Annotated in this window: 20 protein-coding genes; 11 read left to right on the top strand and 9 right to left on the bottom strand. The window is 69.2% G+C overall.

What is annotated here, in order from left to right:
- Positions 1-32: 32 nt before the first annotated feature.
- Positions 33-1502 (bottom strand): TIGR00341 family protein, encoded by a 1470-nt coding sequence (locus N5095_RS17015; protein WP_267624328.1) that lies wholly within the window; start codon positions 1500-1502, stop codon positions 33-35.
- A gap of 112 nt (positions 1503-1614) precedes the next feature.
- Here N5095_RS17015 and N5095_RS17010 point away from each other — a divergent pair, with 112 nt between their 5' ends.
- Complete coding sequence (locus tag N5095_RS17010; RefSeq protein WP_267624327.1) at positions 1615-2316, top strand: adenine nucleotide alpha hydrolase; 702 nt, start codon at positions 1615-1617, stop codon at positions 2314-2316.
- A gap of 7 nt (positions 2317-2323) precedes the next feature.
- Here N5095_RS17010 and N5095_RS17005 read toward each other — a convergent pair whose 3' ends face one another.
- Complete coding sequence (locus N5095_RS17005) at positions 2324-3040, bottom strand: 5-formyltetrahydrofolate cyclo-ligase (protein WP_267624326.1); 717 nt, start codon at positions 3038-3040, stop codon at positions 2324-2326.
- 80 nt (positions 3041-3120) lie between these two features.
- Here N5095_RS17005 and N5095_RS17000 point away from each other — a divergent pair, with 80 nt between their 5' ends.
- The 4 genes from N5095_RS17000 to N5095_RS16985 all read left to right on the top strand — a co-directional run bounded on the left by N5095_RS17000 (position 3121) and on the right by N5095_RS16985 (position 5628).
- Entirely contained in the window at positions 3121-3762 is a 642-nt protein-coding gene (locus N5095_RS17000; protein ID WP_267624325.1) for a GNAT family N-acetyltransferase, read from the top strand.
- Between the two features lie 137 nt (positions 3763-3899).
- Positions 3900-4229 (top strand): DUF7999 family protein, encoded by a 330-nt coding sequence (locus N5095_RS16995; RefSeq protein ID WP_267624324.1) that lies wholly within the window; start codon positions 3900-3902, stop codon positions 4227-4229.
- A gap of 95 nt (positions 4230-4324) precedes the next feature.
- Positions 4325-4948 carry a GTP-binding protein EngB gene (gene engB, locus N5095_RS16990; RefSeq protein ID WP_267624323.1) on the top strand — a complete coding sequence of 208 codons (624 nt, stop codon included), beginning with the start codon at positions 4325-4327 and terminating at the stop codon, positions 4946-4948.
- Between the two features lie 209 nt (positions 4949-5157).
- Positions 5158-5628, top strand: a complete 471-nt coding sequence (locus N5095_RS16985; RefSeq protein WP_267624322.1) for a hypothetical protein — start codon at positions 5158-5160, stop codon at positions 5626-5628.
- A gap of 32 nt (positions 5629-5660) precedes the next feature.
- On the opposite strand, the gene hsp14 is transcribed toward N5095_RS16985, so the two are convergent.
- The 3 genes from hsp14 to pheA form a co-directional block, all read right to left on the bottom strand.
- Positions 5661-6104 (bottom strand): archaeal heat shock protein Hsp14, encoded by a 444-nt coding sequence (hsp14, locus tag N5095_RS16980; RefSeq protein WP_267624321.1) that lies wholly within the window; start codon positions 6102-6104, stop codon positions 5661-5663.
- A 106-nt stretch (positions 6105-6210) separates the two neighbouring features.
- Positions 6211-6636: an Hsp20/alpha crystallin family protein gene (locus N5095_RS16975; RefSeq protein WP_267624320.1), complete on the bottom strand. Its 426-nt coding sequence runs from the start codon at positions 6634-6636 to the stop codon at positions 6211-6213.
- Between the two features lie 69 nt (positions 6637-6705).
- Positions 6706-7512 carry a prephenate dehydratase gene (gene pheA / locus N5095_RS16970; protein ID WP_267624319.1) on the bottom strand — a complete coding sequence of 269 codons (807 nt, stop codon included), beginning with the start codon at positions 7510-7512 and terminating at the stop codon, positions 6706-6708.
- A gap of 204 nt (positions 7513-7716) precedes the next feature.
- Between pheA and N5095_RS16965 the strand changes: the two genes are divergently transcribed.
- Entirely contained in the window at positions 7717-7965 is a 249-nt protein-coding gene (locus N5095_RS16965) for a hypothetical protein (RefSeq protein ID WP_267624318.1), read from the top strand.
- A gap of 54 nt (positions 7966-8019) precedes the next feature.
- On the opposite strand, the gene N5095_RS16960 is transcribed toward N5095_RS16965, so the two are convergent.
- Positions 8020-8469, bottom strand: a complete 450-nt coding sequence (locus tag N5095_RS16960) for a universal stress protein (RefSeq protein ID WP_267624317.1) — start codon at positions 8467-8469, stop codon at positions 8020-8022.
- A 128-nt stretch (positions 8470-8597) separates the two neighbouring features.
- Here N5095_RS16960 and N5095_RS16955 point away from each other — a divergent pair, with 128 nt between their 5' ends.
- Together N5095_RS16955 and N5095_RS16950 are read left to right on the top strand one after the other, a co-directional pair.
- Positions 8598-9065, top strand: a complete 468-nt coding sequence (locus N5095_RS16955; RefSeq protein WP_267624316.1) for a universal stress protein — start codon at positions 8598-8600, stop codon at positions 9063-9065.
- Between the two features lie 144 nt (positions 9066-9209).
- The gene (locus tag N5095_RS16950) at positions 9210-10370 is read left to right on the top strand and encodes a glutathione-independent formaldehyde dehydrogenase (RefSeq protein WP_267624501.1); all 1161 of its coding nucleotides are present in this window, start codon (positions 9210-9212) and stop codon (positions 10368-10370) included.
- A 90-nt stretch (positions 10371-10460) separates the two neighbouring features.
- Here N5095_RS16950 and N5095_RS16945 read toward each other — a convergent pair whose 3' ends face one another.
- Complete coding sequence (locus N5095_RS16945; RefSeq protein WP_267624315.1) at positions 10461-10778, bottom strand: hypothetical protein; 318 nt, start codon at positions 10776-10778, stop codon at positions 10461-10463.
- 152 nt (positions 10779-10930) lie between these two features.
- Positions 10931-11053, bottom strand: coding sequence for a hypothetical protein (locus N5095_RS16940; RefSeq protein ID WP_267624314.1), 123 nt, complete (start codon positions 11051-11053; stop codon positions 10931-10933).
- Between the two features lie 132 nt (positions 11054-11185).
- Here N5095_RS16940 and N5095_RS16935 point away from each other — a divergent pair, with 132 nt between their 5' ends.
- Positions 11186-11335: a hypothetical protein gene (locus N5095_RS16935; RefSeq protein ID WP_267624313.1), complete on the top strand. Its 150-nt coding sequence runs from the start codon at positions 11186-11188 to the stop codon at positions 11333-11335.
- A 12-nt stretch (positions 11336-11347) separates the two neighbouring features.
- On the opposite strand, the gene N5095_RS16930 is transcribed toward N5095_RS16935, so the two are convergent.
- Positions 11348-12547 carry a CobW family GTP-binding protein gene (locus N5095_RS16930; RefSeq protein ID WP_267624312.1) on the bottom strand — a complete coding sequence of 400 codons (1200 nt, stop codon included), beginning with the start codon at positions 12545-12547 and terminating at the stop codon, positions 11348-11350.
- Between the two features lie 129 nt (positions 12548-12676).
- Between N5095_RS16930 and N5095_RS16925 the strand changes: the two genes are divergently transcribed.
- Both N5095_RS16925 and N5095_RS16920 read left to right on the top strand, forming a co-directional pair.
- A complete protein-coding gene (locus tag N5095_RS16925; protein ID WP_267624311.1) occupies positions 12677-12922 on the top strand; it encodes a DUF8151 family protein in 246 nt (81 codons plus the stop codon).
- Between the two features lie 93 nt (positions 12923-13015).
- Positions 13016-14416 (top strand): DHH family phosphoesterase, encoded by a 1401-nt coding sequence (locus tag N5095_RS16920; RefSeq protein WP_267624310.1) that lies wholly within the window; start codon positions 13016-13018, stop codon positions 14414-14416.
- The last annotated feature ends 5 nt before the right edge of the window (positions 14417-14421 follow it).

Raw genomic sequence — 14421 nt, 5'->3', positions numbered from 1 at the left:
ACCGGTCAGTCGACGGCAGCGGTCTCGTCCGGTCAGCCGACGACGGGGCCCCCGTGTCGAACGACGGTGGACGCGGCGGTCGTCCCGTCCCCAGCACCGGTGGCTGTCGTCCCGCTCCCGGCGCTCCCGTTCCCGGTCGCGCCCCCGTCGTCTCCGGCCTCGCCGCCGGTATCCGCTCCGCCACCGGCGTTCTGCAGTTCGACGTAGCGCACCTGCACGTCGATCGGCGGGTCGCGCGGGCCGAGGCCGAACGCCGGTTCGGCCCGCTCGGTGATGCGCTGGCTGAGCCGGTCGGCGAGGTTCGGGGAGTCGACACCCTCGGGCCGGCCGACCGTCACGACCACCCGCTCGGGCCGACGGAACGGGACGCTCGTGTCGTACTCCACCTGCGTGTCGACGACCTCGAGGCGTTCGTACTCCCCTTCGCCGACGACGGCGTCGACCTGCGAGCGGATGTCGTTTCGGTACTGGGCGTTCTCGTACGTGCTGTAGGTGACGCCGGCCAGGAACACCGAGAGGAGGGCGATGACGACGACCAGCGTGCCGACGCGCTTGAGCGTCGCGCTCCGGGCGGCGTCCTGCTCGAACCAGTTCTCGGGACGGTACCCCTTGTACCAGAAGACGGCGAGGGCGGCGAGGTTGATGGAGAGCACGTTGACGAGCACGAGCACGCTCGAACTCAGCACCGTCATCGGCATCCCCCAGGCGACGCCGATGCCGACGACGGCGATGGGCGGGACGAGCGCGGCGGCGATCATCACGCCGACGATGGCGACGGAGATACCGGAGGCGAGGCTGATGGCCCCGGCGACACCCGCACCGAGTGCGACCGCGAGCGAGAGGAAATCCGGGGTGAGTCGTCCGGAGAACTGCCCGAGCGACGTGGGCTCGAGGCCGGGGGGGACGAGCCCGAGGTTCTTCACGAGGAGCGCGAAGACGGACGCGCTGACGGCAGCGAGAACGACGCCGAGCGCCTGCTGTTTCACCCCGTTCCGGAACAGTTCGGTGTCGTCGACGACGGTGCCGACGCTCGCGGCCATCGCCGGACCGACCAGCGGGGCGATGACCATCGACCCCACGACGACGGCGGGGGAGTCGAGCAACACCCCGGCGGTGGCGACGACGGCGCTCACGACCGTCATCACGACGAACGTCTCGTACTCCGGCACGAGGGAGAGCGCCTCGGCGTATATCTCCTCGCGGGCGATGCGGTCGCCGTCGTCGGTCTCCTCGTCGTACTGCTCTTCGATGCGCTCGTACCGCTTCGACACGACGGTCTCGGCGTCGACGACGACGGTGTAGGCGTCGCGCTCGACGCCGGCGTCCCGCAGTCGCTCGAGCACCGGCTCGACCGCGCTCGTCGGCAGGGGAAAGGAGACGAGGGCGACGTACTCCCGGCCGCTGTGCTCCTCGGTGAGCGCGTAGTCGATGCCCTCCTCGTCGAGCACCTCGACCACGGCCTTGCGCTTGCCCGACGGAATCATCACCTGTACGTGGCGCACGTCCGGTGTCGTCACCGCGGGCGAGCAAATAGCCGTGGGCCGTCCTCGGCACCACGCCGCCGCTCGCGAGCAAAGCGCAACCGTTCTGGTCGGCCGCCGCGACGACTCGGCCATGACCGAGTCGGAGCCGACGGCCGAGTCCACCCCGACCGTCCTCTCCTGGAGCGGCGGGAAAGACGCCGCAGTCGCCCTCGAAGCGCTCCGCGACGACCCCGCCGTCCGCGTGACCGGTCTCCTCACGACGGTCTCGGCGGCGACCGACCGCACGACGATGCACGGCGTCCGGCCCGAGCTAATCGAGGCGCAGGCCGACGCGCTCTCGCTCCCGCTCCGCACGGTCGAGCTCCCCGCGGACCCCTCGAACGACGAGTACGAGGCCCGGATGCGGGCGGTCCACGACGAACTAGCCGGGGAGGGTGTCGAGCGCGTCGCCTTCGGCGACCTCTACCTCGAAGACGTGCGCGCCTACCGCGAGTCGAACCTCGCCGACGCCGCACTCGACGGGGTGTGGCCCCTGTGGGGTCGGGACACCGGAGAGCTGGCCCGCGAGTTCGTCGACCGCGGGTTTCGTGCCATCGTCGTCTGCGTCGACGGGAGCGTCCTCGACGCGTCGTTCGTGGGCCGCGAGTACGACGCCTCGCTGTTGGCCGACCTCCCCGACGGCGTCGACCCCTGTGCGGAGAACGGGGAGTTCCACACGTTCGTCGTCGGCGGGCCGGGGTTCGACTCGGCCGTCGGGGTGGAGCGCGGCGAGACCGTCACGCGGGACGTGCAGGGGTCGGCGTTTCACTACCAGGACCTGCTGGCGCGCTGAGCGCAGACTACCGCTCCCGCAGACGCTCCAGCACCGGAATCTCCGCGACGCGCTCCTCGCCCAGCAGGTCCCAGTCGACGCCGGTCGGCCGTGCCCCGGCGGCGCCCGTCTCGACGGTCCGCTCGGGTGTGACGACGAGGTCCATCGGCACGTCGTGGGCGTCGGTCTCGATTTCGCCGGCTCCGACCACCTGGTACTCGTGGACCGTCGTCGCCACCGTCGTCTCGGCATCGACCGCACCCAGTTCGGCCAGCACGGCGAACTCGAGGTCGCTGTACCCCTCGCCTTTCCCCACCCGCTTCCCGGCCTCGTCGACGGCGACGCTCCCGGAGACGACGAGGTCGACGCCCGGGACGGCGTCGGGGCCGACCGGCTCGGCGTAGTCGTCCATCGAGGAGACCGTCGCGGCCGCGTCGAGGTCCTCCGGCGGAATCTCTGCGGGGTCGAGTTTCATGAACGGTTCGGCGCTCCGGAGCCGGGGCTGGGCCATGTAGACGACCTTGTTCTCGTGCAGTGCGCGGCGGCGGACCGGGAGTTGGGGTGCGTCGGGGTTCGCCTTCAGCACCCCGGCGTCGGTCCACGCGTCGGTGGCGGTGAGTCGGTCGGCGGCGTCGTCGGCGCCGGCGAAGTTCGGGATGCGGCCGTGGGGTGGGAAGGGGAAACGCGCGACCCCGTCGTCTTCGAGCCGGTCCCACACCCGCTCGCGGAGTGACTGTTTGTCCATGGTCGACCGTCGCCGGCGACCTACTTCTACGCTCTCGCCCCGGCCACACAACTCATACCGGGGGACTCCCTAGCGAACCCATGTTCGAAGTACGGCGTGCCGAACCCGGCGACGAGGCGGGCATCTGTCGGGTGTGTACGGCCGGCTGGCGCGACACCTACGACGACCGCCACCCGGAGGAGTACGTCGACGAGGTCGTCGACGAGTACTACACCGAGGAACGGGTCGCCCGGGAAATCGAGAACCCCGAGGGGTGGGACGGCTGGCACGTCGCCGTCGAGAACGAGGGAATCATCGGCGCCGCCGGCGGCGGACTCACCGACGCCGAGACGGGCGAGGTGTACGTCCTCTACGTCGACCCCGCGGCCCAGCGACAGGGCGCGGGCACGTCGCTGTTGAACGCCGTCACCGAGGAACAGGTCGAAGCCGGGGCGACCGAGCAGTGGGTGTCGGTCGTCGACGGCAACGGCGTCGGCACCGACTTCTACCGCCAGCACGGGTTCACCGTCGAGGGGCGCCGCGAGGAGGAGGGGGAGTCCGTCGCGTCGCTCCGGCTACAGCGGCGCATCGGCGAGGTCGACCCCGAAGTGCCGGACCCCGAGGCGGCCGGCGTCGACGCGCCGGGGTCGATGATAGACGAACAGGACCGCGAGAGCCGCGAGGTGCGTGAGACCGGCGAGCCGCGGGAGGCGTTCGAGGCGAGCGGTGACTCTTCTGAGTGAACTAGCCGATACCACGTCCTAATAGTGTATTAGGAAAACGTTTGTCTACCGTTAGTCTGTTTTAGCTTTTGTATGTACGCTACTGGCGCTCGTTCGAGCAACACCGGAACTACCGGGGCACGCGTGGAGCGGAACCCATGAGTCACGCCGTGAACGGTGACGGGGACCCGGGTGTTCCACCGGCGCCGTCGGGCGCGGCCGCTCGGAGTACCGCGTCGGACACGTCGGCTCCCGACGCCGCCGAGACCGCGGACGCGGCGACGGTGACCGTCTGGCGGTCGACGGCCGGACACGACTCCGTCACCGTGTTCCTCGAGCGGAAGCACGCGTGTCGCCAACTCGTCGACTACGCCACCGAGGAGCTACGGCGCCTGCTCGTCGGACTCCCGACCGGAACGACGCTCACGGTCCGGATGGAGCCGGTCGTCGGCCGCGGCGACGGGTGGCGGGTGACCGGGGTTCCGTAGCCGGGTCGACTGCTGACCGACGACGCCAACCGCGCGTCCGGACACGCCGCGACCGGACCCACTACCGTTATCCGGCCCGGCCGGCTACCGCCGGTATGTTCGAGGACCGCCCGAACCGGAGCGCCGAGGTCGTCTTCGTCGGCCGCTCCAACGTCGGGAAGTCGACGCTGATGCGCGAGTTGACGGGCCACTCCTTCTCGACGGGGAAGAAGCCGGGCGTCACCCGGAAGCCCAACCACTTCGACTGGAACGCCGAGAACTTCATGTTCACCGACCTCCCCGGGTTCGGCTTCATGTCGGGCGTCGACGAGAGCGTCAGGGAGCAGATAAAGACCGACGTGGTGCGATACGTCGAGGCCAACGCCGAGCACGTCCTCGCGGGCGTGCTCGTCGTCGACGGGAAGAGCGTCGTCGACGTCATCGACCGCCACTCCGGCCCCGACGAGATTCCCCACGACGTGGAGCTGTTTCACTTTCTCGAGGAACTCGGGATTCCCGCGGTCGTCGCCGTCAACAAGATGGACAAGGTCGACGACCGCGACGAGCGGCTGAACGCCCTCTGTGAACGACTCGGTCTCTACCCGCCGTGGAAGCAGTGGGAACCGGAGACTATCGCGCCCATCACGGCCAAACGCGGGAGCATCGAGCCGCTGAAGGAGGCGTTGCGACACCACTTCCACGAGGCGAACCGGGACGACCTGCTGAAGTTCGTGAAGTAGCGGCGTGGGTCGGTTCAGGTGGTCTTTCGGCCGGGGTAATCAACGAGGTCCGTCATATCGGGAGAGCTCACGGAAGCCCCCGGCCCCTTCCGAAGTCCCGCCCGCGGTGGCTGTCGGGCGGTCGTCGCCGCCTCCCCGTCCGGTGAGTCGTTCGCCGGACCGTTCGGCTCACCGAAACGCTCATTCCTCGTCCGACGCTCGCCCAGCTCATGGGCGAGGCCGCACGCCGGGTACAGGAGCGACTCCGCGGGCGACTCGCCGACGCACATCCCGAGTTCGACTGGACCGTCGAGCACCGGGTGGCGGGGACGCCGGTGGACGTGGCCGGCGACGGCCCGTCGTCGGACGGGGAGACGCTCGTGCTCGTCGAGTTGGAGTGGCGGCGGGCCGACCCCGCCGACAACACGGCGAAACTGTTCCGCCACCTCGCGGCGGGGACCCTCGATGCCTACGACCGGGTGGTCGTCAGGCAGGCGTTCACCCACTACTACGCGCTCGCCTCCGGCGGCGTCTCCTCGAAGCGACAGAACGCCGAGTTCGTCGGCGACCGCGTCGCGCGGACCTACGAACACGTCGGCTACGAGGCCGTGACGCTCCCCTTCGACCCGCCGAAGCGCGGCGGCGAGATGCCGGCGGGCTGGGGGGAGGCGGTCGACGCGGTCGCTCGGGAGTTGCTGTAAGTGCAGAAAAACCGGGGGTCTCGTCCGCCGACTCAGTTGATGTCGATGTGCCGGGCGTCGTCGCCCTCCTCCATCGTCAGCTTGGGGAGGGTGACGGTGAGGACGCCGTTCTGGTAGGTCGCAGCGGTCCGCTCCTCGTCGATAGACTCGGGCAGGCGGATGCTGCGGCGCATCGAGGACGAGCGGCGCTCGCGGCGGAGGTACTCACCCTCCTCGCTCTCCCGTTCCATCTCGCGCTCGGCGCTGATGGTCAGGGTGCGCTCGGAGAGGGTGAGGTCGATGTCCTCCTTCTCGAAGCCGGGCACGTCGGCCGTGACGACGATCTCGTCGTCGTAGTCGGCGACGTCGATTTCCATACCGCCCGAGCGGGAGGCGGCGATGGAGGGGGTCTCCCACTGGCGGCTCATGTCCTCGAACTGGTGGGACATCCGCTCGAACATCTGCTCGAAATCCTCGAAGGGGTTGTGTCGTCGCATGAGTTGAATCTCCACCCCTTATTCCGTCGCGAGATGGCTTAAAGATTCTCGGACGTAAGATAGCTACTCGCACGTTACGAACTGTCAGCGGGCTAAATACGCCGATTCAGCTGATGTCGATTCGGTGGCCCGACGCGTCCTCGTCGTCCGGCACCTCCTTCGGGAGCGTGACGGTGAGGACGCCGTTCTCGTAGGTGGCGCTCGCCGACTCCTCCTCCACGTCGGTCGGGAGCGTGACGGTCCGACGGACCCGCCGGTGGCTCCGCTCGCGGCGGTGGTACCGCTCGTCTCCGGACTCGCTCGACCGTTCGCGCTCGGCCTCGACGGTCAGTCGGCGGTTCGCGACGGTGACGTTCACGTCCTCGCGGTCGTACCCGGGGAGGTCGGCGGCGACGACCACGTCCTCGGCGGTCTCGCTCACGTCGACGGCCACGTCGGTGGCGCCCCCGGCCATCCCGGCGTCCTCCAGTCCGCGGGTCAGTCGGTCGAACAGGTCGTCGAGGTCCTCGAACGGGTTCTTCCGGTCGGGCATGGTGAAGGGTTCGGCCGCCCGACGGCATCAAGGTTGTTGCCAGCGGGACGGCGCTGGCGCTCGCACCGTTCAGTACAACACGTGGCGCGTGTCGTACGAGCCGAGGCGGCGGACCCAGCCGTTGGCGGCGATGCGCTCGACGGCCTGCAGGGCCTCCTTCGTCCGCTCCTCGTAGAGGCCGGCCTCGAAGTCGATGTGGAACAGGTAGTCGCCGAGGCGCTCGCCGCTCGGGCGGGACTCGATGCGCGAGAGGTTGATGTCGCGGTCGGCGAAGGCCTGCAGCAGTTCGAGCAGGAGGCCGGGGTAGTTGGCGTTCGGGTAGACGACCAGCGAGGTCTTCCCGCCGGCCTCCGAGCGCTCCGCGACGGGGGCGACGACGAGGAAGCGCGTCGCGTTGGAGTCGCGGTCCTGGATGTCCTCGGCGACGACCTGGAGGTCCTCGCCGGCGTTCTCCGGGTGGCCGATGCCGGCGACGGTCGGGTCCTCGCGGGCGTGTTCGACGCCGCGGGCCGTCGAGGCGACGGCCTCCAACTGGACGTCCGGGTAGTGTTCCTCGAGGTAGCTTCGACACTGGGCGAGCGCCTGTGAGTGGCTGGCGACGACCTCGAACTCCGGCCCCTGCGCGAGCAGGGCGTGTCGGATGGGCGTGACGATTTCCTGGACGACGGCGACCTCGCGGTCGGCCAGCGCGTCGAGGCTCTCGGTGACGGAGCCCTCGATGCTGTTCTCGATGGGGACGACGCCCCGCTCGAACTCCCCGTCGGCGACGGCGTCGACGATACCGGTGACGGACTCGCGGAACGCCACCTCCTCGGCGACCGAACTCGCGGCCCGGTGGGAGTAGGTCCCGGCCGGACCGAGCGTGACGGCTCTCATGCACGGAGGTTGATGGGATTCGGGGATAAGCGCGTCGGACTCGTGGGTCGTGTGCCCACTCGGACGGGGCCACGCGCGACGCCCACGCATCGTCGTCTCCGTCTGTGACCTCCCTCTTGTGACCTCTTTCTCACGTCGGCCGCCTACGTCACCATCGTGACACGGTGGGACACACTTATATTCATCCAGTGTTCAGGACTGTCCGTGAAACTGAAGCATCTACTTCGGGGGGTCGTGCTGTTCCTCCCGGCGGTGGTGGGAGCCGCCGGGGTCGCCGTCTTCGCGGCGGCGTTTCTCGTCCCGTCGGTGACGGCGGCGCTCGGGATGAAGGGAATCCTCGCGGTGGCGACCCTCGCCGGCGGCGGCACCGTCGGCTTCGCGACGCTCCGACGTCGGCTCCGCCGACTGAGCGGCGAGGTCTTCGCCGCTCGGAATCTGACCGAGGAGAACTGAGAAGCACCGCGAGCCGCGGTCGTTCCCGCGTATCGAATCGTCTCGCTTCCGTACTCAGACCGACAACACCGGCTGACTGGCGTACAGCAGAACGTACTCGGCGGCCTTCTCGAGCACCTCGCCGGGGTCGCCGGAGACCGGCTCCCGAGGGACGACGATGAAGTCGGCCTCGACCTCCTCGGCAGTGTCGAGGACGACACTCCCCGGGTGGAGGAGCTTCGTCTTCGTCGAGAACCCGCGGGCCGTCGAGGTCGACAGCGGTACGCCCTTCGCCTCGGCGAGTTCCTGGGCGGTCTCGTTGAACGCCCCGGTCTCCTCTGCGACCTCCGACTCCGCGACGGCGCCCGTCTCGATGGCGCGAACGACGTTCTCGCCGAGGACGTACACCGCGTGGACCGAGGCGTCGTACTTCTCGGCGACCGCCGCGGCGTACTCGACGGCCGTCGTCGACTCCTCGCTCCCGTCGACCGGGACGAGCACGAGGTCGATGTCGAGTGCGTCCATGCCCGACCGTGGGACGGCATCGGGCAAAAACCCGGGGGGTCGACGCCGTCGGTGAGTCGGTGGCTACCGGACCCGACCCTCGGCGCCGACACTCCACCTTTAAGCCCACCCGCCCGGAAGCCACGCCCATGTTCGACCGCATCGTCATCGCCACCGACGGCTCCGAGAGCGTCAGTCGGGCCGTCGACGTGGCGCTCGACCTGGCGACGAAGTTCGACGCCGAGGTGCACGCCCTGTACGTCGTCGACGCCGGAGAGGTTGAGTCCGCGCCCGAACGCGTCCGCGAGGAGATGCGCGACGCGCTCCGCGAGGACGGCGAAGCGGCGCTCGACGCCGTCGAAGGTACGGCCGACACACACGTCGTGACCGCCGTCCGGGAGGGCCACCCCGCCTCCGTCATCGGCGAGTACGCCCGCGAACAGGACGCCGACGTGGTCGCCACCGGTACCCGGGGTCGCCACGGGGAGAACCGCTTCCTCATCGGGAGCGTCGCCGAGCGCGTCGTCCGCACCTGCCCGGTACCCGTCCTGACCGTTCGCCAACTCGACGAGAGCGAGGCCGGCGGCGAGAGCGACCCGGTGGGTACCGAGTCGTAGCCCGCTCTCCGCGGACCACACTCCCGCCCACACCCGTCAGTCGGATAGCACGAATGTCTGCCATGTTATTATCACCAATTTACCTGAGGAATAGTGATAACGCTGGCATCCTATCCATCTTCTGGGTTGTGTTAGACAATGGCAATGAACGCAGTCGTCTACAAGGGCGAGAAGGAAGTGGCCGTCGAAGAGGTCGACGAGCCGGAACTGCAGCATCCGAACGACATCGTCGTCGACATCACCACCTCGTGTATCTGTGGGTCGGACCTCCACATGTACGAGGGTCGGACCGCCGCGGAGCCGGGAATCGTCTTCGGCCACGAGAACATGGGAATCGTCGAGCAGGTCGGCGACGGCGTCGACACCCTGGAGGAGGGAGACCGCGTCGTCATGCCGTTCAACGTCGCCTGTGGGTTCTGCGAGAACTGTGAGGACGGGTACACCGGGTTCTGTACCAACGTCAACCCCGGGTTCGCCGGCGGCGCCTACGGCTACGTCGCGATGGGCCCCTACAAGGGCGGACAGGCCGAGAAACTCCGCGTCCCCTACGCCGACTTCAACGCGCTGAAACTCCCGGAGGGTGACCAGCACGAGCAGTCGTTCGCCCTGCTCGCGGACATCTTCCCGACGGGGTGGCACGGCACCGAACTCGCGAACCTGAAACCCGGCGATTCGGTGGCTATCTTCGGCGCCGGGCCGGTCGGGCTGATGGCCGCCTACAGCGCGAAAATCAAAGGTGCAGCCGAGATTTACAGCGTCGACCGCGTCCCCTCCCGCCTCGAACTGGCGGAGGAACACTGCGACGCCCACGCCATCAACTTCGAGGAGGGCGACCCGGTCGAGCAGATTATCGACCAGCACGGCGGCGAAGTCGACAAGGGCGTCGACGCCGTCGGCTACCAGGCTATCGACCCGGAGACCGACCCCGGCAGCGACGCCTACGACCCGGCCCGCGAGAACCCCGCGGTCGTGCTCAACCAGCTCATCAAGACGGTCCGGCCGACGGGCCAACTCGGCATCCCCGGGCTGTACGTCCCCTCGGACCCCGGCGCGCCCGACGAGATGGCCGCGCAGGGCCGTCTCGGCATCGACTTCGGGAAGCTGTTCGAGAAGGGCCAGAAGCTCGGCACCGGCCAGTGCAACGTCAAGCAGTACAACCGGGAGCTACGCGACCTCATCATCGAGGGCCGCGCGGACCCGTCGTGGGTCGTCTCTCACGAGGTCGGCCTCGACGAGGCGCCCGAGATGTACGAGCGCTTCGACAAGCGCGAAGAGGGCGTCACGAAGGTCCTCCTCAAGCCGTAGTCGGAATCGGCCGTCAGCTTCCGTCCCGTCTTTTTCGCCGCCGACGCCGCGACCCGACCGGAGCGACGCCGTCGACGCTCAGCCGTCCGCTCACTCCTCGTCCGGAAGCGGCCCGTACGGCACCTCGACCGTCGTGAAGTACACCTCGGCGTTCAACTCGACGCGGTACAGTCCCGGTTCACCCTCGACGGACTCGTATCGGTCCTGCCACGCCTCGACGACGGCCTCGGCCGCCGCCTCGGTGTCGACGACGCGCTTCGGCTGGTTCTCGCCGAACGGCTCCGACCACTGGAGCACCCAGCGGGTCGCCTCGGCGTGTGCGTCGCCCGTGTCGACGGAACGGTCGGTGCCGGCGCCTTCGTCGGTCCCGGAGCCGTCCGACCTCCCCTCACGGTCGTTCTCGCTCATACCCGCGAGTACCGGGTCCGGCGGGTAAACGCTACCCTCTCGGGCGAAAGACGCCGTGGCTGGCGCTCCCGGTGACTCCGCGGTCGGCACCGTCTCGCGGGGGTTACCCCCGCGCAACCCGCTTCGCGGGCGACTCAGCGTCGGCCGACCCGCTACCCTCTGAGCCAGGCGCGCGGGTGGTCGGCGCGGAGGTGGTTCTGATAGAGCTGTACCATCTTCGGGTGCGACCCGGCGAGCGCTCGCCAGTCGCAGTGGTCACAACGTCCGGTTATCATGTCGTCTGCGTGTCTCCCTGTGGCACGTGGCACCGTACCCGGAGAAGGAGGCGAGCTTCGCCGGTATATGTGTTGTGGTACCTGGCAACACGCTTATCGGACGAGCGGCCCAACGGTCGACGAGAACCCCCCATGTGCATGTACTGCAGCTACCGGGAGGACGGCTGGACCGCGCTCCTCCAGTACGACGAGGTGTACCAGTCGGCCGTCGGTGCGAAGACCGAGTCCACCCACGGGTTCCACGAGTCCTGGGACGACCTCCGCGAGGACCTGGCGGGCTGATTCTCGGGCCGTTCACCCGATGGGGAACGGGTCGGCGACCGCCTCGGCTCCCGCCCGGCGCTCGTCGTCCGTCGCGAGACAGTCGTCGAGCGCCGCCGACAGCGTCTCCTCGTCGAGACCGCGCCCGATGAACACCAGCCGCGTCTCCGGTTCGTCCTCGCTCCACTCGCCGATGGGACCGGCCTGTACCGACGGTCCGGCCTGACTCAGCCCCATCACCTCGTCCTCGCGGCCGAGCACGGCGAAGAACCCTTTCGCGCGGATAATATCGCCGGACCAGTCGTCGAGCCAGTCGGCGAAACGCTCGGGGTGGAACGGCTCGGCGCGCTCGTAGACGACCGAGGAGACGCCGTGGCGCTCGGCGGCCGAGTGGTCGTGACCGTGCGTGTGGTCGTGGTCGTGCGCCTGGTCGCCGTCGTCGTGCTCCCCCGCCGTTTCCCGCGCCTCCTCCGCCTCCCCTCGCAGATGTCGCTTCCAGCCCACGTCCCGCATCGCGCGCTCGAAGTCGAAACGGCCGGTGTCGAGCACGTCGCCGGGGTCGACCTCGCTGTGGGTCGTCCGGTGGAGTTCCGCCCGCGGGCCGAGTTCGCGGACGAACCCCTCGATTTCGTCGAGCGCCTCCTCGGGGACGAGGTCACACTTGTTCAGCAGGAGCACGTCACAGAACTCGATGCCCTCGACGATGACGTCGGCGAGCGAGCGCTCGGGGTCGTGGTCGGCCGGCAGCGACGCGCCGGCGTCGAACTCCTTCCAGAACCCGTAGGCGTCGACGACGCTCACCATCGTGTCGAGGCGGAACCGCTCGGTCGGGTCCACGTCCGACTCCGCAGTCCCCTCGACGAACGCCCGGGCGATGGGCACCGGTTCGCTGATGCCGGAGGCCTCCACGAGGAGGTAGTCGAACGACCGCTCCTCGGCGAGGCGTTCGACGGACTCGACGAGGTCTCCCTGCAGTCGACAGCAGATACAGCCGTTCGAGAGGTCGACGACGCCGTCCTCGCCGGCCTCGCTCGCGATGAGTTCGGCGTCGATGTTCACCTCGCCCATGTCGTTGACGACGACGGCGACCCGCCGGTCGCCGGGGTTCCGCAGCAGGTGGTTGACGAGAGTCGTCTTCCCGGCACCGAGGTAGCCGCTGACGACGGTGACGGGGATGCGGTCGTCGGTCGGAGTCGTCCGGTCTGCGTCGTCGTCGGTCGGGTCAGGAACCATAGCGGGAGCGTAGGGTTCGAATCCTGTTAGCTCTACGCACGGTAGTCGACTCGGGCCGTGGTGTCAGCCCCCCGCGTGGCTTCCCGGGCGAAGCAAGAGGCGTATGTCGGTCACCCGCCGCGGAAGCGTATGCGGAGTTCACTGCTGGAGACGCTACCCGAAGTACTCGAAGTCTTGTTTCTCGGGGTGGGAAGCCTCGGCCTCTCCGTCGCCGGTGCCTATCTGGAGCGGTTCGCACTCCTCACCGTGCAGGGTGGACAGACGGCGCTCGGCGCCTGGGTCGGGTTCGTGGGTGTCACGGCGTTCGTCTTCGCGTACCTGTTGGTCACCGACAAACTCCGGCCCAGGCTCGGCCGCGTCCTCGCCGGCGACTGACCGCACGTCCCCCTCGCGCTCGACGACACACTGTCGAACCGTATCCCACCCTCGAACCACGCACGTTTTCACGCGGGACCCGAACCCCACGGTATGGAAGACGAACTCATCGCGAGCGACGGACTCTCGTTGCGCCGGAAGTCGCTCCTGCCCGGCACGGGCTTCTTTTACCCCGACTCGCTGGACGAGGACCGCGCCGACGAGCGCGTCCGCGAGGCCGTCGCGGACGCCGAGGTCGTCGTCGTCGCCGACACCGACGCCGACGGACTCGGCTCCGTCGCACTGATTCGCGCCGCCTACGACGCCGCACTCGATCCCGACCCGTTCCTCGAAAAACTCGAAGCGCGTCTGGAGTCCGACGACGAGGGCGAAATCGAACCGGACGACCCCGAGACGCCGGACGCCGAGGACGTGGTCGAGAGCCCGCTCGCCGACCCCGAGGCGGAGGACGACCTCCCCTCCTCGTCGGTCGCGGTCGTCGGCGCCGGGCCGCACAACATCGAGGACGCGCTGGAGCGGGTGGCCGAGTTCGCGCCCGAAGGTATCGACCTCTACGTCTGTGACCTCTGTCCGGACCGCTACGAGTACGTCGAGGACGAACTCGCCGCCGCGGTCGAAACGGCGGGGAGCGTCCGCTGGTTCGACCACCACCAGTGGGGCGACGCCGTCGCCGAGTCGGTCCGAGAGGCGGGCGTCGACCTCGTCGTCGGCGAGAGCGACGAGGAGTGTACCGCCGACGTGACTCTGCGCTCGATGGAGTACGACTTCCCGGAACATCTCGCCGAACTCGCCGCCGTCACCCGCGACCACGACCTCTGGCTGAAGGAAGACCCCCGGAGCGACGACGTGGCGGACTTCGCGTACTGGACCGACCCCGAGACGTACGTCTCGGTCGTCGGCGTCGCCGGCCCCGACCTCCCGCCGGTCGTCGAGCGGTACCTCGCCCACCGCCGCGAGGAGAAGGAGCAACTCATCGAGAAGGCCGTCGGCCGCGCCGAGACCCACGAGGTCGGCCCGTGGACGGTCGGCGTCACCTACGGTCGGTGCTCGCAGAACGAGGTCGCCGAGGCGATGCGCGAGCGGGGTTGTGACGCCGCCGTAATCGTCAAACCCGCCGGCAGTGCCAGCATCCGCGGCACCGAGACGTTCGAGCGCGCTCACGAGGTCGCCGGGCAGGTCAACGGCGGCGGCCACCCGAAGGCCGCCGGCTGTAAGCCCGACATCTACGACGACATGCTCGACTACGCCCACCACTGGACGACCGAGGGCGCCACGACGAAACGCGTCATCCTCGCCGCGTTCGAACGCGTCGCGGAGCGGGCGGCCGAGGAGGACGAGGCGGCGACCGTGGAGGCCGAGGGGGACGCCGAGGAGACGGCCGACGAGACCGCCGCGGTCTCCGAGGAGGAGACGCCCGACGCCGGCCCCGACGGCGACGCCGGGGCCGACCACGTCGTCACCGGCACGGACGAGGACGACGAGGACGGCGCGTAGCGCCG

The organism is Halobium salinum, assembly GCF_026586625.1.
In the GTDB taxonomy this organism is placed as follows: domain Archaea; phylum Halobacteriota; class Halobacteria; order Halobacteriales; family Haloferacaceae; genus Halobium; species Halobium salinum.
This window is presented reverse-complemented; position numbering and strand designations above follow the sequence as displayed.